Genomic DNA, 20,218 nt, shown 5'->3' with positions numbered 1-20,218 from the left:
AAGGAAAGGAAAGGCCATGTCCCCCATCCCCCGCAGGTCCCTCCTCAAGGCGGCCGCCGTCGCCGGAGCCGCCGCCCAGTTCAGCTGGGCCCTGGGCGCGCAGGACGCCCGGGCCGCGCAGGCCGCCCCGAGAACCGAGGCCGCCGACGCGGACCCGGTGACCCTGGACTGGCTGGAGGACGGCGGCCTCGGCGAGGCCCCCGGCTCGACCGTGGGCGTGCCCTGGCCGAAGGGCGCGTACGACAAGGACCAGACGTTCGCGCTGACCGACGCCGACGGCAGGGCCGTGCCCGTGCAGTCCTGGCCGATCGGCTACTGGCCCGACGGCTCCCTGAAGTGGACCGCGCACGCGGTCGGCCCGGGGGCGGGCAGCGGAAAGCTCACCCTCGACGCGGGTACGCCCGCCGCCCCGGAGAAGAAGATCACGGTCGGCAGCGGCGGCGGCACCATCACCGTCTCGACCGGGGTCATCACCGCGAAGATCGGCAAGAGCGGGGCCACCCTCGTCAAGTCCGTCGTCCGCGGCTCGACGGAGATCGCCAAGGACGGCCGTCTCGTCCTGCTGCGCCAGCCCGAGATCGAGGACGGCGACCAGGGCGCCGAGAAGTACGAGCGGTTCGAGAGCGTCATCGCGGAGACCGAGGTCGAGCAGGACGGGCCTGTCCGCGCCGTGGTCCGCATCGACGGCAAGCACCGCAAGGGCGGCCGGAGCTGGCTGCCCTTCTCGGTGCGGCTCTACTTCTACGCGGGCGGCGAGTCGTTCCGCATGGTGCACACGATCACCTTCGACGGCACCCAGGAGCCCGGAAAGGCGAGCGGCGACTTCATCCGCGGTATCGGCGTGCGCTTCAAGGTGCCGATGCGCGATGCCGCGTACGACCGGCACATCCGGATCGGCGGGGAGGGGACCGGGCTGCTGCGCGAGGCGGTCAAGGGCATCACCGGGCTGCGCCGGGACCCGGGCGCGGCCGTCCGGACGGCCCAGTTCGAGGGACAGAAGCTGCCCGACCCGTCGACCTGGGACCAGCGGGTGACCACCCGGCTCCAGTACATCCCCGAATGGGGCGACTACACCCTCTCGCAGCTGTCGGCCGACGGTTTCGGCGTGCGCAAGCGCACCAAGAAGGGGCACGGCTGGATCTCCGCGGGCGGCGGCCGGCGGGCCAGCGGCTTCGGGTACGTGGGCGGCGCCAGCGGCGGACTCGCCTTCGGGCTGCGGGACTTCTGGGAGAAGTTCCCCGCCCAGCTCGACATCCGCGACGCCCAGACCGACGAGGCCGAGGTCACCCTGTGGCTCTGGTCGCCCGAGTCGCAGCCCATGGACCTGCGCTTCTACCACGACGGCATGGGCCAGGACACGTACCCCGAACAGCTCGAAGGCCTCAACATCACCTACGAGGACTACGAGCCCGGCTTCGGCACCCCCTACGGCATCGCCCGCACCAGCGAACTCCTCTTCTGGGCCCATGAGTCGACCCCCAGCGCCGCGGCGACGGCCAAACAGGTGGCCGCCGTACGCAAGCCCGCGCAGCTCGCCGCTCCACCGGGACACCTCGTCAAGGCGGGCGTCTTCGGCCGGCTCTTCGCCGAACCGGACCGCTCCACCGCCGCCAAGGCGAAGATCGAGGACCATCTCGACTTCCTCTTCACCTACTACAAGGACCAGGTGGAGATGCGTAGGTGGTACGGCTTCTGGGACTACGGCGACATCATGCACACGTACGATCCGAGCCGTCACCAGTGGTGCTACGACGTCGGCGGCTACGCCTGGGACAACTCCGAGCTGTCGCCCGACCTGTGGCTCTGGTTCGCCTACATGCGCTCCGGGCGCGCCGACATCTTCCGCTTCGCGGAGGCCATGACCCGGCACACCGGCGAGGTCGACGTCTACCACCTGGGACAGTGGGTCGGCCTCGGCACCCGGCACGGCGTCCAGCACTACGCCGACAGCGCCAAGCAGCAGCGCATCGCCAACACGACCTACCGGCGCTACTACTACTTCCTCACCGGGGACGAACGCGTCGGCGACCTCATGCACGCCAACGTCGACTCCGACGAGACGTTCCTCGTGCTCGACCCGATCCGCAAGATCCGCACCGAGCCGTACGAGCCCGACCGCAACGCCCTCTCCATCGGCTTCGGCACCGACTGGAGCGGGCTCGTGTCGGCGTGGCTCACCGAATGGGAGCGGCGCGGGCCGAAGTGGGAGAAGGCGCGGGCACGCGTGCTGTCCACGATGGAGACCATCGCCGCGCAGCCGAACGGATTCGTCCAGGGCAGCGCGCTGTACGACCTGGACACCGGGAAGTTCGCCGTCGCGGGCTCGGCCGTGGTGGGGGTCTCGCACCTCTCGGCGATGTTCGGGCTGGTCGAACTGAACGCCGAACTGCTCGACCAGATCGACATGCCGGAGTTCAAGGAGGCGTGGCTCGACTACTGCCGGTACTTCAACGCCACCAAGGCCGAACAGAAGGCCCGTTACGGGTCCGACTTCGGGTCGCTGCTGCTGTTCCAGGGACACTCGCGGCAGGACGCGTACGCGGCGGTCGAACTGGGCGACGACGCGCTCGCCGCGCGGGCGTGGCGGCAGTTCTACAACAGCGCCGACACGTGGGACTACAAGGAGTCGACGGACTGGTCCACGAAGGAGGTGACGGGACCGGTGGGGCTCGTCGCCGGCAGCGAGGCGCCCTGGGTGTCGACGAACACGACGGCGCTGTACGGGCTGGCGGCGATCCAGAATCTGGCCCTGATCGGCGACCAGATGCCGTGACGCTGCCGCGGGGGGTTGGGGGGGCGGGTCCGCTGTGGCTGGGTGCGCCCGCCTCGGCGCCCTTCAGCGGCGCGAGGAACTGCGCGCCCGACCACGACGCACGCGCGCCGGCGGTGCGCTGCGCCGCTGTGGGGCTGAGCCCCCTGTCAGGTGCGCCCGCCTCGGCGCCCTTTAGGGGCGCGAGGAACTGCGCGACCAGCCACGACGCACGCGCGCCGGCTCACGTACCCGCAGTGCGCTGCGCCCTTGCGAGGCTGAGCCCTCTGTCGGGTGCGCCAGCCGTGGCGCCTTTTAGGGGCGCGGGGAACTGCGCGACCAGCCACGACGCACGCGCAGCGGCTCACGTACCCGCAGTGCGCTGTGCCCCCTCAGGGGAGGGGCGTTCGGGTGCGGGTCCGTTGTGGCTGGCCGCGCAGTTCCCCGCGCCCCTCGGGAGCGCCCCTGGCGGGGCGACTCCCCGCGGGGGCGGTTTCCCCCGGTGGGACGGCCCCCCCGGGGGTGGGGCGGCACCGTCCAGACAGCGGCTTCAGCGCATGCGGCCAAGGGCGTCCTTGACCCGTCGTGCGTCCCGTAGGCGTTGTTCGTAGGTGGCGCCCAGGGTCAGGAGCAGGAGGCCGGCCAGGGCGGGTGGGGCCCAGCGGGGGACCGCGCCCATGGCCTGGGCGATGTACGGGGCCAGTTCGTGGAGGGCGACCAGGATCAGCGTGGCGCCGCCCAGGACGAGCGGGGCCCGGAGGCGGTGCCGGACGCCGACGAGGGTGACGGCCAGTGCCGCGGAGCCCAGCAGCAGGGGGCGCAGCCAGTTCGCGTCGCCCCATACGGCCAGGAGGCTCGGCAGCAGGGTCACCGAGAGGCCGGGACCGTACGCCGTCCAGGACGAGGCCTCCGCGTCACGGCTCCTGCGGACGTACCCGAGGAGCAGCGCGGGCACGGTCACCGGCAGCGTGTACGCCTCCGGGGCGCCGACGTCCCACGCGGCCAGCCGGACCCACGCGGCCAGGACGAACAGCACGGCCGCCGCATGGCCGACCCGCCTGCGGTCCTCGCGTACGGCCGTGCCCGCGGCGATCACGCCGCACAGGGCCAGGACCAGAGCGAGGACGGGCAGTTCGGCGGTCGCGAGGTCGATCGCCAGCAGTCCCGCGACGGCTCCCGTGACTTCGGTGGACACCGTCGTCGCGCGATCGCCGAACCGGGGCGCGAGCACCGCCGCGACGGCCGGCACCACCAGGACGAGCAGCGCGATGTGCTGCGGCTGCCAGCCGAGGGACACGCCCGTGGCACAGGCGAGCGCCGTGGCGTACACGAGCGCGGTGGCGGTCGTGACGGCCCTGAGGTTCGTCCCCTTGCGCAGGGCCGCCGCCGACGCGAACACCGCGGTCAGGGTTGCGAGCACGGCCAGTGTCGCCGCTTCGGAGGCCAGGGAGAGGGCCACCAGGTGCAGTGAGCCGAGGAGCGCGAGGCAGAGCGCGGTGGTCGGGAGCAGAGGCACGCGTCGGCCGGCCGCCGGGGGGTGGTCGACGGTCGCGGACGTGTACGCCGCTGCCGCCGGCACGGCCACCGTGATCGCGCCGTGCGCCACCAGGGCCGCCGCGTAGGGGAGTTGTGCGATGGCGGGGAGGGGCAGGGCCGCGGACCAGGCGAGGAGCAGTGCCCCGCTCAGGGCGAAGGGGCGCCGCGCGCCGCTCCGGAACGTCAGGGCCGGCACCGCCGCCACCGCCGCCAGCACCAGCGGAGCGCTCTCCGTGCCGGACATCCACGGCGCGGAGACCGTCACCGCGTCGCGGGCGTCCGACGGCGCGCCGGACCAGGCATGAGCGGCCCAGCCGGCCGGGCCGAACAGGGTCAGGAGGACGAGGGGCAGGGTTTCGGCCACGGCGAGCGCCTGCACCGTGACGGAGGACCAGAACAGGCCACGGCGTACGGTCCCGGGCAGCCAGGTTCCGCGTACCGACAGCAGGGCGATCGCGCAGGCCAGGCAGGCCGGGACCGTCCACACACCGGGCAGGACCGTACGGAGCACGCCGCCCGCCGCGGCGACGGCGATCAGACCGCCGGCCGACGCGAGGCCGAGAGCGGCCCGCGCCTCGGGGGCACGCCATGCGGCCCCGAGCGCGATCGCCGCGGCGAGGGCGAGGAGCGCCGCCGCACGGGCGGCGGCGCTCGGACCGGGGGCGTCCAGCATGAGGACGCCGGCCGCCAGGACGCCGAAGGCGCCCGTCCCGTACGCGCCGACGGCGGCGACGATCCGTACGGGCCGGATGGAGCGCACGGGGACGGAGAGCGCCAGCGCGGTGTCCGACGCGGCCGTCACCAGGAGCGCTGCCGTGATCGGGTGGGCCCCCGCGTCGGCCGCCACCGCCCAGAGCAGCAGGGGGAGTTGGGCCGATGCCACGGCTGCCGGGAGGGGCAGTCGCAGGTCGCCGAGCACACGGCCGTACGCCGTCCACAGCGCGGCCAGGAGCGCCGCCGCCGCTGCCGCGTAACCGGTGCCGTCCACCGTGGAGAGGGCGACCTCGTGCAGGGCGTACGCGTCGAGCACCGTCAGCGCGAGGCCGAGGCCCGCCACCGATTCCGCCGTCGAACGGAGGCCGCGCTTCAGCAGCGGCACCGGCGCGGCGAGCGCGGCCGCGGTGACCGCGCCGAGGACCGCCGACCGTCCGGCGATGCCCATGTCGCCCCAGCTCACCAGCGTGAACGCGATGGCCGCGATGGTCAGCAGGACACCGCCGAGCACGAGCAGCACGTTCTGCACACCGGGGGCCGTGGCCTCCGGGCGTCGGGGCCCGGGAGCGCGGGGCGGCCAGGCGGCCGGGACATGGACGGGGGCCGTCTGAGGCCCGGCCGACCGGAGCACATTGAGCAGCCAGATCCGGCGGGCCAGCAACTGGGCCCTGCGGGCGTCCAGTTGCCACAGCTCGTGGTCGAGGATCCGCAACTCCTCGGCCGGCGGCGGAATGTTCGTCATGCCTTGGAGTGTGGTCCGGGTCACGTCCCACGGCATGAGCGTACGTACTCAGGTCGTACTCAGATCCGTCCTGGGCAGCCATGGCGGGTCATGGGCTTGTGGTGGGCGGGCGGACCCGGATCATGAAACCCATGGACTGGACGCACTACCGCTTCCGCAGCCTCTGGATCCTCGACGCCCCGCCCGGCGACGTCTACGACGCGCTGGCCGACGCCGAGCGCTATCCGCTCTGGTGGCCGCAGGTGCGCGAGGTGACGCCCGTCGACGGGGCCAGCGGTGTCATCCGGATCCGCTCGGTGCTGCCGTACGACCTCGTGTTCACCGCCAGGGAGGTCCGGCGCGACCGGGCGGCCGGCATCCTGGAGATCTCGATGACGGGCGACGTGGACGGCTGGGCCCGGTGGACCGTCGCCGCCGACGGAGCGGGCGGCGGGCCGGGCGACGGGCCGGGCACCCGCGCCCGTTACGACCAGGAGGTGCACGTGACCAAGCCGCTGCTGCGACGGTTCGCGGTGCCCGGGCGGCCCGTCTTCCGCGCCAATCACGCGCTGATGATGAGGGCGGGGCGCCGCGGGCTCGCCGCCCGCCTTCGGGGGAACCGCGAAGCGGTTTGAAGGAAACGCACGGAGACCTGTATTGTTCGGTGCGTTCCCGGGCGATTAGCTCAGTGGGAGAGCGCTTCGTTCACACCGAAGAGGTCACTGGTTCGAACCCAGTATCGCCCACCGGGAAAGGCCGGTCCGTCACAGACGGACCGGCTTTTTGCATGGCCCCGCGCGGTGCGGCGCTCAGGCGGCCTCCGCCGGGAGTTCGGGACGCAGGGGCCAGGACTGGTCGACCAGCTCCTCCGAACCGCTGCGGGCGAACCACGCCTGCAGGCCACGGGCCTGCGCCGCGTGCCAGCCGCCCTGCAGCGTGTGCAGTTCGGCCGGCGACAGCCGCTCCATGCGGGTCGCGAACCGCCGCCCGATCGCCCGTACGACCTCCAGGGAGGCCAGCGCGTCGGCCGCCGCCTCGTGGGCGCCCTGCAACTCCACCTCGTAGTGCGCGCACAGGTCCGTCAGCGTGCGGCGGCCCTTGCGGTAGCGGTCCAGATACTTGTCGAGGACCCGCGGATCGAGGACGCGCAGCGGCACGGACTCGAACCAGTGGTCCAGCGAGGACGCCCGGTGCCTGCGCAACTCCCGGTCCAGGAGCGTCAGATCGAAGGGCGCGTTCATCACCACGAGCGGCCGTCCCGCCGCGCTCTGCTCGGCCAGCTCCCTGACTATCTCGTCCATGACGGGTGACGGCCAGCGGCCGCTGCGCCGCAGATGTTCGTCCGTCAGCCCGTGCACCGCCGTGGCGCCCTCGGGCATCGGCACCCCCGGATTCACCAGCCAGCGACGCACGCGCGGGCGGCTGCCGGGAGCGTCCTGGACGACGATGGCCGCCGACACGATCCGGTCGGTTTCCACGTCGACACCGGTCGTCTCCGTGTCGAATGCGGTCAAGGGCCCTTCGTACCAGCACGTCATACGCACACAACTCCTCGTTCACCTTCGGCAGTTGACGCGCCGTCCCCTGCCCTTTTTGTGATACCCGGGCTGTTTGCGCCGTACGCCGGAAGGAGACAACAGAGGTACGGGTCTTTGCAGTTCAGCGACTCGTCGCGGGGATTCACCGGATTCGGAAGGCTGTTGGACATGGCGCTCGCGCAGCCCGAGCAGGGCGGGCTGCTGCCCCGGCGGACGGCACCGCATCGCGGCTCACTGGCCACCACCGCATGCATGGAGACACTGCAGGTCGGCTATCTGCACGCGGTGGCGGCCGCCTCGGGCTGCTCCCTGTCCCAGCCCTTTCCGGACAACGGCATCGACTGGCACGTCAGCCACAGCGCCCCCGGGCACACGGTCGACGACGAAGTCACCATCAAGGTGCAGCTCAAGTGCACGTACCAGATCCCGCCGAACCCGCCGGGCGCCGCCTTCTCCTTCACGCTCGACAACGCCCACCTGGAGAAGCTGGCCCGGACCCCGGTCTCGGTGCACAAAATACTGGTCGTGATGCTGGTGCCCAGATCGCAGGACGACTGGCTGCGTGCCGGCCACGAAGGCCTCGACCTGCGGCACTGCTGCTACTGGATCAACCTCGCCGGACACCGGATCACCGGCCGGCGCAGGACCACCGTGCGGATACCGACCACGCGCGTCTTCGACGACAGGGCGCTCTGCGAGATCATGACGCGGGTCGGTACGGGAGGCATACCGTGACGCACCGCCCCTTCGACGAGCCCCTACGCCCCGTCAGGCCCCACCCCGTCGAGCCGCCGGGGCTGTGGGACCAGCCGCCGCGGCCCGACGAGGTCGACCCGGCCGTCCTCGGCGCGCTGCTGCTCCGGCACGGCTGGCAGCGCCGCGGCGGGGCACCCGGCCGGTACGGCCGCTGGACGCCACCCGGGCCCGGCGGTTCCGGCACCAGTCTGCTCGTGCCGGAGAGCCGGGCGTTCCCGGACAGCGAGGACCTGCTGGGGGAGGCCCTCGTCGCGCTGTCCCGCAGCGGTTCGCCGTCCGCCCGTGACGTCCTGGTCGGCCTCGCCGTGCCCAGCGACGAGATCCACTGGTGGCGCGACGTCCCGGTGGGCCCGGTCGGCACATCGCCGTGGACGGTCGAGGAGCAGATGCGTACGGCGGCCCGGCAGATCCTCCTCGCGGGCGCCCTCGCCACCCGCGGGCGGGCCGGCTACCACGGCGCCCGCCACCGCAGGCCCGCCGCGGCCTCCCTGGAGAACGTGCTGGTCGGAGCCGCCCCCGGTGGCCGCCGCCTCACCGCCTTCGTGCCGGTCGCCACCGGCCGCCCGCTCGCCGTCCAACTCCACCAGGCGCTGTACGCGGCCCGTGAGGCGATCGACTACCGGCGTGCCACCGGTGGCATGGACGCGTTCGACGGGGCGGTCGAGGCGGGTGTGAGCCATGAGCTGACGGAGGCGCTCGTGGCGCTGGTGCGGGGTACGGAGGGCGCCAGGGTCGCCGTCGAGTGGGCGCCCGCCGCGGGGGTCCCCGAGGGCTGCGCGGCGTCCGCGGAACCCGTCGAGTTCTCGCCCGGGGACCTGCCCGCGCTGCGTGAGGCGGGGGCCCGCTATCTGCGCGAGGAGCCGTCCGTGCCCGTGCGCGTCACCGGGGCCGTGGTGCGGATGCGCAGGTCGGGGCCGCGCGGCGACGGAACGGTACGGCTGAAGGTCATCGCGGGTGCCGAGGTGCCGCACGTCCGGATGACCCTCGACGAGGAGTCGTACCGGATCGCGGGGCAGGCCCATCTCGTGGGGCTCCCGGTGCGGGTGCACGGCCGGCTGGAGAGCCGCGGCGGATTCCGCCGGCTGACCGGCGCGTCCGGGGTGACACCGGTCCAGGTGGACGAGGCTGAACGCGACCGCCTGATGAAGTCCCTCCAGGAGAACCTCGACTTCTTCGAGGAGGCGTGCACGGAGGACTGACGCGGGCTGTGGGCGAGGCGGGGGCGGGCGTGGGGCGGTGCTGGGGACAACCGTTTCGCGGTGGGCGCCCCCGGCTCGGTACGATCGCTTCCACGACGCGCGCAGGAGTCGCCGCACGCGTTCCCTTCAGGTAGGAGAGTCCGGTGTCAGACGTCCGTGTGATCATCCAACGCGATTCCGAGCGGGAAGAGCGCGTGGTGACGACGGGGACTACGGCGGCCGAGCTCTTCGCCGGTGAGCGCACCATCGTCGCCGCGCGCGTGGCGGGCGAGCTGAAGGACCTCGCGTACGAGGTGAAGGACGGCGAGACCGTCGAGAGCGTCGAGATCTCCTCCAAGGACGGCCTCGACATCCTGCGCCACTCCACCGCGCACGTGATGGCCCAGGCGGTGCAGGAGCTGTTCCCCGAGGCCAAGCTGGGCATCGGTCCGCCGGTCAAGGACGGCTTCTACTACGACTTCGACGTGGCGCGGCCCTTCACCCCCGAGGACCTCAAGGCCGTCGAGAAGAAGATGCAGGAGATCCAGAAGCGCGGCCAGCGCTTCTCCCGCCGGGTCGTCACCGACGAGGCCGCCCGCGAGGAGCTGGCCGACGAGCCGTACAAGCTGGAGCTCATCGGCCTCAAGGGCGCCGCTTCGAGCGACGACGGCGCGGACGTCGAGGTGGGCGCGGGCGAGCTGACCATCTACGACAACCTCGACGCCAAGACCGGCGACCTGTGCTGGAAGGACCTCTGCCGCGGTCCCCACCTGCCCACCACCCGGAACATCCCGGCGTTCAAGCTGATGCGCAACGCCGCCGCCTACTGGCGCGGCAGCGAGAAGAACCCGATGCTCCAGCGCATCTACGGCACCGCCTGGCCCACCAAGGACGAGCTGAAGGCGCACCTGGAGTTCCTCGCCGAGGCCGAGAAGCGCGACCACCGCAAGCTCGGCAGCGAACTCGACCTGTTCTCCATCCCGGAGCAGATCGGCTCGGGCCTCGCGGTCTTCCACCCCAAGGGCGGCATCGTCCGCCGCGTCATGGAGGACTACTCGCGGCGCCGCCACGAGGAGGAGGGGTACGAGTTCGTCTACACCCCGCACGCCACCAAGGGGAAGCTCTTCGAGACCTCGGGCCACCTGGACTGGTACGCCGACGGCATGTACCCGCCCATGCAGCTCGACGAGGGCGTGGACTACTACCTCAAGCCCATGAACTGCCCGATGCACAACCTGATCTTCGACGCGCGTGGCCGCTCCTACCGTGAACTGCCGCTGCGCCTCTTCGAGTTCGGGACCGTGTACCGGTACGAGAAGTCGGGCGTCGTGCACGGCCTGACCCGCGCCCGCGGCTTCACCCAGGACGACGCGCACATCTACTGCACCAAGGAGCAGATGGCGGAGGAGCTCGACAAGACGCTCACCTTCGTCCTCGGCCTGCTGCGGGACTACGGCCTGACCGACTTCTACCTGGAGCTGTCCACCAAGGACCCGGAGAAGTTCGTCGGCTCGGACGAGGTGTGGGAGGAGGCCACCGAGACGCTGCGGCAGGTGGCCGAGAAGCAGGGCCTCCCGCTCGTCCCGGACCCGGGCGGCGCCGCGTTCTACGGGCCGAAGATCTCCGTCCAGACCAAGGACGCGATCGGCCGGACCTGGCAGATGTCGACCGTGCAGCTCGACTTCAACCTGCCGGAGCGGTTCGACCTGGAGTACACGAGCCCGGACGGCTCCAAGCAGCGGCCGGTCATGATCCACCGTGCGCTGTTCGGGTCGATCGAGCGCTTCTTCGCGGTGCTCCTCGAGCACTACGCGGGCGCGTTCCCGGCGTGGCTGGCGCCCGTCCAGGCGGTCGGCATCCCGATCGGCGACGCGCACATCGACTATCTGCACAAGTTCGCCGCCGAGGCGAAGAAGAAGGGGCTGCGGGTCGAGGTCGACTCGTCCTCCGACCGTATGCAGAAGAAGATCCGCAACGCCCAGAAGCAGAAGGTGCCCTTCATGGTCATCGCGGGCGACGAGGACATGGCCGCGGGCGCCGTCTCCTTCCGCTACCGCGACGGCTCCCAGGAGAACGGCATCCCGCTCGACGAAGCCATCGCGAAGATCGCGAAGGTCGTCGAGGAGCGGGTGCAGCTCTGAGGCCCTAGGGCCTGTCGTCAAATTCCCGGCGTCCGCCCGGAGGGCGGGCCGGGCGGCGTCTGGTGCGTGCTCTCGGTGTGCCGGGTGGAAGTCCGCGTACTGGACGTACTTGGGCTTTCGCCCGGTGCAGCGAGAGTGCGTGCCAGGCGTCGCCCGGCAGGCGGGAATTTGACGACAGGCCCTAGGGCGCGCGACGACAGGCCCCCGGGCGGCTCAGCCGCCCGGGGGCTTCTCGTTGCCCTCGCCGGAGAAGACCTGGAGCAGCCACGACGAGAACGACCCCGTCACCGCGCCGAGCAGGGCGAGCCCGCAGGCCATCAGGCCCACCGCGATCAGCCGTCCCACGGGCGTCACGGGAGCCACGTCGCCGTACCCCACGGTCGCCAGCGTCGCGCAGGTCCACCACACCGCGTCGCCGAAGGTGTGGATCGTCGCGTCCGGTGCCGTGCGCTCCTGCTGGTACACGGCGAGCGCGCCCGCGAAGCCGAGGAGGGACACGGCCAGACCCGCGTACGTGATCACACGGGCGTGCAGGGCCAGCCGGGGCCGCCCGCGCCGGCGCTGCACGGTCTCGTAGACCTTCACCACGCGCAGCGGGCGCAGCAGGGGCAGCATGAGGACGACCGTGTCCAGCCAGTGCGTCCGTACGAACCGGGGCCCCTGGCCGCTCAGCCGCCAGCGCACGGCGTAGTCGACGGCGAACACCGCCCAGGCACCCAGCATCGCCGCGACGCAGGCGCCCGGCCACGGCTCGGGCAGTCCGTGGCCCAGGACCCGGATCGCGTACGAGGTGAAGAAGAGCACCGAGGCGACGACGAGCGGCAGCTCGGTGCGGCGCTCCCAGCGGGTCGTGCGGGTGTCGTCGTCCATCACCTCAGCTTGGCGGCGGGCCCTTTCGCGCGGTACCCGGCGACACGCCGCGAACGGGCGAAGCCATATGCTTCACCTCATGACGAGTGAGCCGGAGCAGCAGATCGGAGTCGGCACACAGGACGCGTTCCAGCGCCTGTGGACGCCCCACCGGATGGCATACATCCAGGGTGAGAACAAGCCGACCGGTCCCGGTGCCGGCGACGGCTGTCCCTTCTGCTCGATTCCGGCGAAATCCGACGAGGACGGGCTCGTCATCAAGCGCGGCGAGCAGGTCTACGCCGTGCTCAACCTGTACCCGTACAACGGTGGGCATCTGATGGTCGTGCCCTACCGGCATGTCGCGGACTACACCGATCTGACCGTCCCGGAGACCGCCGAGCTCGGTGAGCTGACCAAGCAGGCGATGACCGCGCTGCGGACCGCGTCCGGCGCGCACGGCTTCAACATCGGGATGAACCAGGGTTCGGTCGCGGGGGCCGGGATCGCCGCGCACCTCCACCAGCACATCGTGCCCCGCTGGGGCGGGGACACGAACTTCATGCCGGTGGTCGGGCACACCCGGGTGCTGCCGCAACTCCTCGCGGACACGCGGAAGATGCTCGCGGAGGCCTGGCCGTCGGTCTGAGGCCCGGCCTCCCGCCCGTCCACCCGGCGTGGACGCCTACGCGTCGTACAGGTCCGCCTTCTTCGGGGAGACGTCCTGGACGGCCCCGCTGAGGGCGGACGAGCGGCCCGCGAACTTCGTCGTGTCCACGCCGTTGTCGTTCAGCACGCGGATCGCCGCCGCGTGCACGACCCGCAGCACGGGGGTCGCCGCACGCAGGGCGTCGTCCGCCATGAAGCGGTGCCGCCAGGGCTTGGCCGCCCAGGCGTGCCGCAGACCGAAGGGCTCCGGCAGGGTCAGCTTGCCGCCGAGGTGGTCGAGGATCGGCGGATACCAGGTGAAGGGCGCGCGCACCGCGAGCCGTACGACCTCGTCGGCGTCGACCAGCGGCAGCTTCTGCGTCTTGGTCTCCCAGAACCTGACGGTCTTCGGGACCGTCTTCGTCTTCGCGGCGGGCCCGCTGGTGAACAGCGAGTGCACGGGCCCCAGCGCGTGTCCGGTGACCTCGATGCGCAGCGTCTCGTGCAGCACGGTCACGGTGATCAGCATCGTGATGATCAACTGGCCGTCCCAGAGCGTCCACTGGACCCCGAGGTAGTGGCGGTCACCGCTGCCGAACTGCTGCTTGTTGCAGATCTCCTGTATTTTGTGCGTCTTGACCTGGTACGCGTCCACGTCGGTGCCGCCGGGGCGGGAGACCGAGCCGGCGTTCTCGTTGATCGGTGTGACCACCCAGTGCTTTATCGAAGGCGCCGGGAAACCACCGGTGTTGAGCGGGCCGCGCTCCAGCATGCGCAACTGGTCGTGGATCGACCGGATGACGTCCCAGCTGCGGAACGGATGGATCTCCTTGCTGGAGTCCGCCGACACCAGGTCCTCGGCGAGCTGCCAGGTGCCCCAGCGCGTGCCCATGCCCAGTATTCCCTTGGGGCCCGCGTAGAACACCGAGTTCGACTGCTGCTCGGCGCTCAGCCGTGCCAGGCCCTGGCGCAGCCGCTCGGCCGCCGTCTCGCCGGGGCTGCCGGGCACCGCCTCGGGAATCTTGGCGCCGATGCCGCCGCCCGCGAGCAGGCTGCTCCAGCGCTCCCGCAGATCGTGGGCCGTGCGCTCACAGATCTGCTTCGCCCAGACCCAGCCGACGACGGGCGCGACGATCGCCGCGCGCGCATACCAGGCCCAGAAGCCGCTGAAGGGCATCTTGAGCAGGAAGAGGACCGCCAGGCCGCCCACCCCGATCAGGATCGCGGTGCCGAGGGCTCCGGCCCGCTTGTCCTCGGACTTGGCGACCGAGCGGCGGATCTGGAAGACCAGCAGCCAGATGAGCAGACCGGGCAGGAAGATCAGGCCGGTCAGCACCATCACGGCGGTGAGCCAGCTGTCCCGCTCCTTGCGGATGCGGTTCGCCGCCAGGCAGTGCTCGACGACCACCTGCGGTTCCGTGCCGAAGGACTGGATGAGCGCACCGCGACCGCCGCCCAGCATCCGGAGCTGCACGGCCCGGGCGAAGGCCTCGCCCAGGTTCGGCTTGAAGATCGACGCCCACTTCTGTCCCGGTGAGACCTTCGACTGGTGCCACTCGCTGTTCGCGTCGAGGATCGCTTCGACGGGGCTGTCCCGATAGGCCGCGGAGGCGAGCGCGAACGTCGCCGCCGTCTGTCCCGCGGAACCCGAGAGCGGAACCTGCGCTCCCGGCCTGAAATCGAATGCGTCGTCCGCCATTACCGCCCCCATCGCCGCCTTGCCCCGCTGCTGCGGCATTCCCGACTTCGGTGCTCCGCACACCTGTTGATCAGGTCATCGTCTTGATCAGGTTCTCAGCGTATCGCCAGGGGCCGACATTCGTCGGCGGACGGCCGCAGCCGCCCGCCGATCGAAGAGGACATCAACTAATGAGCGCCCTGCGTCTGTTCGCGGATCCTTTCGGTCAACTGCGGTGGCATGGGCTCGTGCCGGGCGTAGGTGCGGTCGAACCGCGCGGTGCCGTGCGAGAGCGAGCGCAGATCGACCGCATACCGCCCGATCTCGATCTCCGGCACCTCGGCCCGTACGAGGGTCCGGCCGCCCGGTGCCTGCTCGGTGCCGACGACCCGGCCGCGCCGGCCCGACAGATCGCTCATCACGGCCCCCACGTACTCGTCGCCCACCAGGACCGTCACCTCGGCCACCGGCTCCAGCAGATGGATCCGCGCGTCGGTCGCGGCCTCCCGCAGGGCGAGCGCGCCGGCGGTCTGGAACGCCGCGTCCGAGGAGTCCACGGAGTGCGCCTTGCCGTCGGTCAGCGTGATCCGCACGTCGATGAGGGGATAACCCGCCGTCACGCCCCTGGCGGCCTGGGCGCGCACTCCCTTCTCCACGGACGGGATGAACTGCCGGGGCACGGCACCGCCCACCACCTTGTCGACGAACTCGATGCCGGAGCCGCCGGGCAGCGGCTCCACCTCGATCTCGCAGATCGCGTACTGCCCGTGCCCGCCGGACTGCTTCACATGACGGCCGCGCCCCGCCGACCTGGCGGCGAACGTCTCCCGGAGGGACACCTTGTGCGGTACGACGTCGACCTGGACGCCGTACCGGTTGCGCAGCCGTTCCAGGGCGACGTCCGCGTGGGCCTCGCCCAGGCACCACAGGACGACCTGGTGGGTGTTCTGGTTCTGTTCCAGCCGCATCGTGGGGTCCTCGGCGACCAGCCGGCCCAGGCCCTGCGAGAGCTTGTCCTCGTCGGCCTTGCTGTGCGCCTGGATGGCGAGCGGCAGCAGGGGGTCGGGCATCTGCCAGGGCTCCATCAGGAGCGGGTCGTCCTTGGCCGAAAGGGTGTCACCGGTCTCGGCCCGGTTCAGCTTGGCGACGCAGGCCAGATCGCCCGCGATCGCGTGCGTGAGGGCGCGCTGCTGCTTGCCGAAGGGCGCGGACAGGGCGCCGATGCGTTCGTCGACGTCGTGGTCCTCGTGGCCGCGGTCGGCGAGCCCGTGCCCGGAGACGTGCACCGTCTCGTCCGGGCGCAGGGTCCCGGAGAACACCCGCACCATCGAGACCCGGCCGACGTACGGGTCGGAGGCCGTCTTCACGACCTCGGCGACCAGCGGCCCGTCCGGATCGCAGGCCTTGACGCGGCGGGCCCGGCCGTCCGGGGTGGTGACGATCGGGGCCTCGCGCTCCAGCGGCGTCGGGAAGCCGCCGGTGATCAGTTCGAGCAGTTCGACCGTGCCCAGCCCCTGCCGGGCGCCCTCGGCGGCGGGCGCGGCGGCCAGCACCGGATGGAAGACCCCGCGCGCGACCGCCCGCTCCAGGTCCTCCACGAGTGTCCTGAAATCGATCTCCTCACCGCCGAGATAGCGGTCCATGAGGGTCTCGTCCTCGCTCTCCGAGATGATTCCCTCGATCAGCCGGTTGCGGGCCGACTCGATGAGCGGCATCTGCTCGGGACCCGGCTCGGACTCCTTGCGCTCCCCGGACGAGTAGTCGAACAGCCGCTGCGAGAGCAGCCCGATCAGCCCCGTCACCGGCACATGCCCGTCGGGCCCCTGGGCGCCGTGCAGGGGCAGGTACAGCGGCAGTACGGCGTCGGGGTCGTCCGCGCCGAACGCGTCCGCGCAGATCCGCGTCATCTCGTCGAAGTCGGCCCGCGCCGACTCCAGATGCGTCACCACGATGGCTCTCGGCATGCCGACCGCCGCGCACTCCTCCCACACCATGCGCGTCGAGCCGTCCACGCCGTCCGAGGCCGAGACGACGAAAAGGGCCGCGTCCGCCGCTCGCAGACCGGCCCTCAGCTCGCCGACGAAATCGGCGTAACCGGGAGTGTCCAGCACATTTATCTTGTATCCGTCCCAGTCGACCGGGACCAGGGACAGCTGCACCGAGCGCTGCTGCCGGTGCTCGATCTCGTCGTAGTCGGAGACGGTGCCGCCGTCCTCCACACGGCCCGCCCTGTTCACCGCTCCCGCGGTCAGCGCGAGAGCCTCCACCAGAGTCGTCTTGCCCGAACCGCTGTGGCCGACCAGCACCACATTCCGTACGGACGCGGGGTGGTCGGCCGCCGTAGCCCTGCCGGCGGCTCCGGGGTGTGCGTTCGCCTTGTCGCCCATGGAATTGCCTCCCGTGCACGGTGAGGTCACTGGGGGCGCGGGCCGGCGGATCCGCGAAGGGCGGCTCCGGCGACGCCCGCGGTGCCATCGAGCTTTGCACTCGCGTCACGGTGCGTCCATACAACGGACGCGATCGCGCCGCCCCCCTGCCGAGCCCCCCGGATGTCACCAGGACGTGACACGGGGCGCGGGTGCCCGACCGTCGCACACGCGCACGCGTGGCTACGATGGGCCAGCCGGTGGCCAGCAGGGCCGCCCGGCCACACCGACCGTCGGGAAGGCCATGCTGAACAAGTACGCGCGTGCATTCTTTACGCGTGTCCTCACACCGTTCGCCGCGTTTCTCATCCGCCGGGGGGTGAGCCCCGACACGGTCACCCTCCTGGGCACGGCCGGAGTGGTGGCGGGCGCGCTGGTCTTCTACCCCCGGGGAGAGCTCTTCTGGGGCACGATCGTCATCACGCTCTTCGTGTTCTCGGACCTGGTCGACGGCAACATGGCACGCCAGCTGGGCCGCTCCAGCCGCTGGGGCGCCTTCCTCGACTCGACGCTCGACCGGGTGGCCGACAGCGCGATCTTCGGCGGCTTCGCCCTCTGGTACGCGGGCAACGGCGACGACAACGTCCTGTGCGCCGTGTCGATCTTCTGCCTGGCCAGCGGTCAGGTGGTGTCGTACACCAAGGCCCGGGGCGAGTCGATCGGCCTGCCCGTCGCCGTCAACGGCCTGGTCGAGCGCGCCGAACGCCTGGTGATCTCGCTGGTCGCGGCCGGCCTCGCGGGCTTCCACAAGACCTTCGGCGTCCCCGGCATCGACGTGCTCCTGCCGATCGCGCTGTGGATCGTCGCCGTGGGCAGTGTCGTCACCCTCGTCCAGCGCGTCGTCACGGTCCGCCGCGAGGCCGCCGAGGCCGACGCGGCGGTCGCCGCCCCGCCGGGGAACTCACCGGAAAGCACCTCGCACAACAGCGAGGCCACCTCGTGAGCGGTCTCCGGGACCAGCTGACCTACGGCGCGTACGCAGCGGGCTGGGGAGCCGTGAAGAAGCTCCCCGAGCCGGTGGCCGTGCGCCTCGGCCGGACCATCGCCGACATCACCTGGAAGCGGCGAGGCAAGGGCGTACTGCGTCTGGAGTCGAACTACGCGCGCGTGCTGCCCGACGCGAGTCCCGAGCGGCTCGCGGAACTGTCCCGCGCGGGCATGCGTTCGTACCTGCGCTACTGGATGGAGTCGTTCCGGCTGCCCGCATGGAGCAAGGAACGCATCAGGAGCGGTTTCGAGCCGAAGGACCTCCACCATCTGACCGAGGGACTCGCGGCGGGCAAGGGCGTCATCCTCGCGCTGCCGCACCTGGGCAACTGGGACCTCGCGGGCGCCTGGGTCACCACCAGACTGGAGACGCCGTTCACGACGGTCGCCGAACGCCTCAAGCCCGAGAAGCTCTACGACCGGTTCGTGGCGTACCGCGAGGGCCTCGGCATGGAGGTGCTGCCGCACAGCGGCGGCACCGCGTTCGGCACGCTGGCCCGGCGGCTGCGCGACGGCGGCCTGGTCTGCCTGGTCGCCGAACGCGACCTGTCCGCCTCCGGGGTCGAGGTCTCCTTCTTCGGCGACACCACCCGGATGCCCGCGGGCCCGGCACTGCTCGCCCAGCAGACCGGCGCGCTGCTGCTGCCGGTGACCCTGTGGTACGACGACTCGCCCGTGATGCGTGGCCGGGTCCATCCCCCCGTCGACGTACCCGGGTCAGGTACGCGGGCCGAGAAGACGTCTGTCATGACGCAGGCGCTGGCCGATGCCTTCGCCACGGGGATCGCCGACCATCCGGAGGACTGGCACATGCTGCAACGCTTGTGGCTCGCCGACCTGGAACCCCGCCCGGGGACGACCGCGGGGGAGCCGATCGCGGGGCCGCCCGGCGGGGAGCTCCCGTCCGCAGCGGTACGCGACGAGCAGGTCCGGCCGGGGGAGCGGCCATGAGGATCGGCATCGTCTGCCCGTACTCCTGGGACGTCCCCGGGGGAGTCCAGTTCCACATCCGCGACCTGGCCGACCACCTCATCGCGCTCGGGCACCATGTGTCCGTCCTCGCGCCCGCCGACGACGAGACACCGCTCCCGCCGTACGTCGTCTCGGCGGGCCGTGCCGTCCCGGTGCCGTACAACGGCTCGGTCGCGCGCCTGAACTTCGGGTTCCTGTCCGCCGCGCGCGTACGCCGCTGGCTCCACGACGGCACGTTCGACGTGATCCACATCCACGAGCCGGCCTCGCCCTCCCTCGGCCTGCTGGCCTGCTGGGCGGCCCAGGGACCGATCGTCGCCACCTTCCACACGTCGAACCCGCGCTCCCGCGCGATGATCGCCGCGTACCCGATCCTGCAGCCCGCGCTGGAGAAGATCAGCGCGCGGATCGCGGTGAGCGAGTACGCCCGGCGCACGCTCGTCGAGCACCTGGGCGGCGACGCCGTGGTCATCCCGAACGGCGTCGACGTCGACTTCTTCGCGAAGGCCGAGCCCAACCCCGAGTGGCAGGGCGGCACGATCGGCTTCGTGGGCCGCATCGACGAGCCCCGCAAGGGCCTGCCGGTCCTCATGAAGGCCCTGCCGAAGATCCTCGCCGAGCGGCCACAGACACGGCTGCTGGTCGCCGGACGCGGCGACGAGAAGGAAGCCGTCGAGAAACTTCCGGCGGAGCTGCGCCCGCGCGTCGAGTTCCTCGGCATGATCAGCGACGAGGACAAGGCGCGATTCCTGCGCAGCGTCGACGTGTACGTGGCGCCCAACACCGGCGGCGAGAGCTTCGGGATCATCCTGGTCGAGGCGATGTCGGCGGGCGCGCCCGTGCTCGCCTCCGACCTCGACGCGTTCGCGCAGGTCCTCGACCAGGGCGCGGCGGGCGAACTGTTCACCAACGAGGACGCGGACGCGCTGGCCGCGTCGGCGGTACGGCTCCTCGGCGATCCGGCGCGACGCGCGGAACTCCACGAGCGGGGGAGCGCGCACGTGCGGCGCTTCGACTGGTCGACGGTCGGCGCGGACATCCTGTCCGTGTACGAGACGGTCACGGACGGCGCGGCGGCGGTAGCCGCGGCGGACGAACCGGCGGAGCCGGGCGGTTTGCTGGCCCGCTTCGGGTTGGCGCGGGACTGACCCTCCGGGGGGCAGAGTTTCGGCTGCGGGCCGGTGGGGGCCGGCCGCGCAGTTCCCCGCGCCCCTGAAAAGCCGGCTGCGCCGCGCTTTTCATCCCGCCCGGCGCCCGCTGCCCAGGGGCGCGGGGAACTGCGCGACAAGCCCCCACCGGCCCGCAGCCGACCGTTCGAGCACGCG

14 protein-coding genes and 1 tRNA gene are annotated in these 20,218 nt (G+C 71.7%); 10 read left to right on the top strand and 5 right to left on the bottom strand.

Annotation, left to right across the window (positions count from 1 at the left end; genetic code table 11):
- The first annotated feature begins 16 nt into the window (after positions 1–16).
- Positions 17–2,773, top strand: coding sequence for an exo-rhamnogalacturonan lyase family protein (locus ACZ60E_RS19570; RefSeq protein ID WP_469441957.1), 2,757 nt, complete (start codon positions 17–19; stop codon positions 2,771–2,773).
- Between the two features lie 526 nt (positions 2,774–3,299).
- On the opposite strand, the gene ACZ60E_RS19565 is transcribed toward ACZ60E_RS19570, so the two are convergent.
- Positions 3,300–5,777, bottom strand: a complete 2,478-nt coding sequence (locus ACZ60E_RS19565; RefSeq protein WP_469441954.1) for an SCO7613 C-terminal domain-containing membrane protein — start codon at positions 5,775–5,777, stop codon at positions 3,300–3,302.
- Between the two features lie 95 nt (positions 5,778–5,872).
- On the opposite strand from ACZ60E_RS19565, the gene ACZ60E_RS19560 reads away from it, so the two are divergent.
- Together ACZ60E_RS19560 and ACZ60E_RS19555 are read left to right on the top strand one after the other, a co-directional pair.
- Entirely contained in the window at positions 5,873–6,355 is a 483-nt protein-coding gene (locus ACZ60E_RS19560) for an SRPBCC family protein (protein ID WP_469441952.1), read from the top strand.
- A gap of 39 nt (positions 6,356–6,394) precedes the next feature.
- Positions 6,395–6,466, top strand: a tRNA-Val gene (locus ACZ60E_RS19555).
- Positions 6,467–6,529: 63 nt separating this feature from the next.
- Here ACZ60E_RS19555 and ACZ60E_RS19550 read toward each other — a convergent pair.
- Positions 6,530–7,258 (bottom strand): exonuclease domain-containing protein, encoded by a 729-nt coding sequence (locus tag ACZ60E_RS19550; protein WP_469441950.1) that lies wholly within the window; start codon positions 7,256–7,258, stop codon positions 6,530–6,532.
- Positions 7,259–7,426: 168 nt separating this feature from the next.
- Between ACZ60E_RS19550 and ACZ60E_RS19545 the strand changes: the two genes are divergently transcribed.
- From ACZ60E_RS19545 to thrS, 3 genes are all read left to right on the top strand, one after another.
- The gene (locus tag ACZ60E_RS19545) at positions 7,427–7,993 is read left to right on the top strand and encodes a DUF4365 domain-containing protein (protein WP_107019874.1); all 567 of its coding nucleotides are present in this window, start codon (positions 7,427–7,429) and stop codon (positions 7,991–7,993) included.
- The gene (locus tag ACZ60E_RS19540; protein ID WP_385834931.1) at positions 7,990–9,213 is read left to right on the top strand and encodes a hypothetical protein; all 1,224 of its coding nucleotides are present in this window, start codon (positions 7,990–7,992) and stop codon (positions 9,211–9,213) included. Before ACZ60E_RS19545 ends, ACZ60E_RS19540 begins: the two co-directional genes overlap by 4 nt.
- A 143-nt stretch (positions 9,214–9,356) precedes the next feature.
- Positions 9,357–11,333: a threonine--tRNA ligase gene (thrS, locus tag ACZ60E_RS19535; protein ID WP_469441948.1), complete on the top strand. Its 1,977-nt coding sequence runs from the start codon at positions 9,357–9,359 to the stop codon at positions 11,331–11,333.
- A 213-nt stretch (positions 11,334–11,546) separates the two neighbouring features.
- Here thrS and ACZ60E_RS19530 read toward each other — a convergent pair whose 3' ends face one another.
- Entirely contained in the window at positions 11,547–12,203 is a 657-nt protein-coding gene (locus ACZ60E_RS19530; RefSeq protein WP_384810206.1) for a potassium channel family protein, read from the bottom strand.
- Positions 12,204–12,270: 67 nt separating this feature from the next.
- On the opposite strand from ACZ60E_RS19530, the gene ACZ60E_RS19525 reads away from it, so the two are divergent.
- Positions 12,271–12,831, top strand: coding sequence for an HIT family protein (locus tag ACZ60E_RS19525; RefSeq protein WP_107019708.1), 561 nt, complete (start codon positions 12,271–12,273; stop codon positions 12,829–12,831).
- Positions 12,832–12,867: 36 nt separating this feature from the next.
- Here ACZ60E_RS19525 and ACZ60E_RS19520 read toward each other — a convergent pair whose 3' ends face one another.
- A complete protein-coding gene (locus tag ACZ60E_RS19520) occupies positions 12,868–14,529 on the bottom strand; it encodes a hypothetical protein (protein ID WP_384810203.1) in 1,662 nt (553 codons plus the stop codon).
- A gap of 167 nt (positions 14,530–14,696) precedes the next feature.
- The gene (locus ACZ60E_RS19515; RefSeq protein WP_469441943.1) at positions 14,697–16,895 is read right to left on the bottom strand and encodes an elongation factor G-like protein EF-G2; all 2,199 of its coding nucleotides are present in this window, start codon (positions 16,893–16,895) and stop codon (positions 14,697–14,699) included.
- A 283-nt stretch (positions 16,896–17,178) separates the two neighbouring features.
- Between ACZ60E_RS19515 and pgsA the strand changes: the two genes are divergently transcribed.
- From pgsA to ACZ60E_RS19500, 3 genes are read left to right on the top strand one after another with little or no spacing between them, the layout of a single operon-like run.
- Entirely contained in the window at positions 17,179–17,877 is a 699-nt protein-coding gene (gene pgsA, locus ACZ60E_RS19510) for a phosphatidylinositol phosphate synthase (protein WP_384810197.1), read from the top strand.
- Complete coding sequence (locus ACZ60E_RS19505) at positions 17,874–18,872, top strand: phosphatidylinositol mannoside acyltransferase (protein WP_469441942.1); 999 nt, start codon at positions 17,874–17,876, stop codon at positions 18,870–18,872. Before pgsA ends, ACZ60E_RS19505 begins: the two co-directional genes overlap by 4 nt.
- Positions 18,869–20,041 carry a glycosyltransferase family 4 protein gene (locus ACZ60E_RS19500; protein WP_469441940.1) on the top strand — a complete coding sequence of 391 codons (1,173 nt, stop codon included), beginning with the start codon at positions 18,869–18,871 and terminating at the stop codon, positions 20,039–20,041. The genes ACZ60E_RS19505 and ACZ60E_RS19500 overlap by 4 nt, the downstream gene beginning before the upstream one ends.
- The last annotated feature ends 177 nt before the right edge of the window (positions 20,042–20,218 follow it).

This window comes from Streptomyces sp. NPDC102514, from assembly GCF_055584525.1.
This window is presented reverse-complemented; position numbering and strand designations above follow the sequence as displayed.

What these genes read in the sequence shown, in the direction of transcription:
- ACZ60E_RS19515 (WP_469441943.1), bottom strand. Translation starts at nt 16,895, where the DNA reads ATGGGCGACAAGGCGAACGCACACCCCGGAGCCGCCGGCAGGGCTACG.
- ACZ60E_RS19545 (WP_107019874.1), top strand. Translation starts at nt 7,427, where the DNA reads ATGGCGCTCGCGCAGCCCGAGCAGGGCGGGCTGCTGCCCCGGCGGACG.
- pgsA (WP_384810197.1), top strand. Translation starts at nt 17,179, where the DNA reads ATGCTGAACAAGTACGCGCGTGCATTCTTTACGCGTGTCCTCACACCG.
- ACZ60E_RS19520 (WP_384810203.1), bottom strand. Translation starts at nt 14,529, where the DNA reads ATGGCGGACGACGCATTCGATTTCAGGCCGGGAGCGCAGGTTCCGCTC.
- ACZ60E_RS19500 (WP_469441940.1), top strand. Translation starts at nt 18,869, where the DNA reads ATGAGGATCGGCATCGTCTGCCCGTACTCCTGGGACGTCCCCGGGGGA.
- ACZ60E_RS19560 (WP_469441952.1), top strand. Translation starts at nt 5,873, where the DNA reads ATGGACTGGACGCACTACCGCTTCCGCAGCCTCTGGATCCTCGACGCC.
- ACZ60E_RS19530 (WP_384810206.1), bottom strand. Translation starts at nt 12,203, where the DNA reads ATGGACGACGACACCCGCACGACCCGCTGGGAGCGCCGCACCGAGCTG.
- ACZ60E_RS19570 (WP_469441957.1), top strand. Translation starts at nt 17, where the DNA reads ATGTCCCCCATCCCCCGCAGGTCCCTCCTCAAGGCGGCCGCCGTCGCC.
- ACZ60E_RS19525 (WP_107019708.1), top strand. Translation starts at nt 12,271, where the DNA reads ATGCTTCACCTCATGACGAGTGAGCCGGAGCAGCAGATCGGAGTCGGC.
- ACZ60E_RS19565 (WP_469441954.1), bottom strand. Translation starts at nt 5,777, where the DNA reads ATGCCGTGGGACGTGACCCGGACCACACTCCAAGGCATGACGAACATT.
- ACZ60E_RS19550 (WP_469441950.1), bottom strand. Translation starts at nt 7,258, where the DNA reads ATGACGTGCTGGTACGAAGGGCCCTTGACCGCATTCGACACGGAGACG.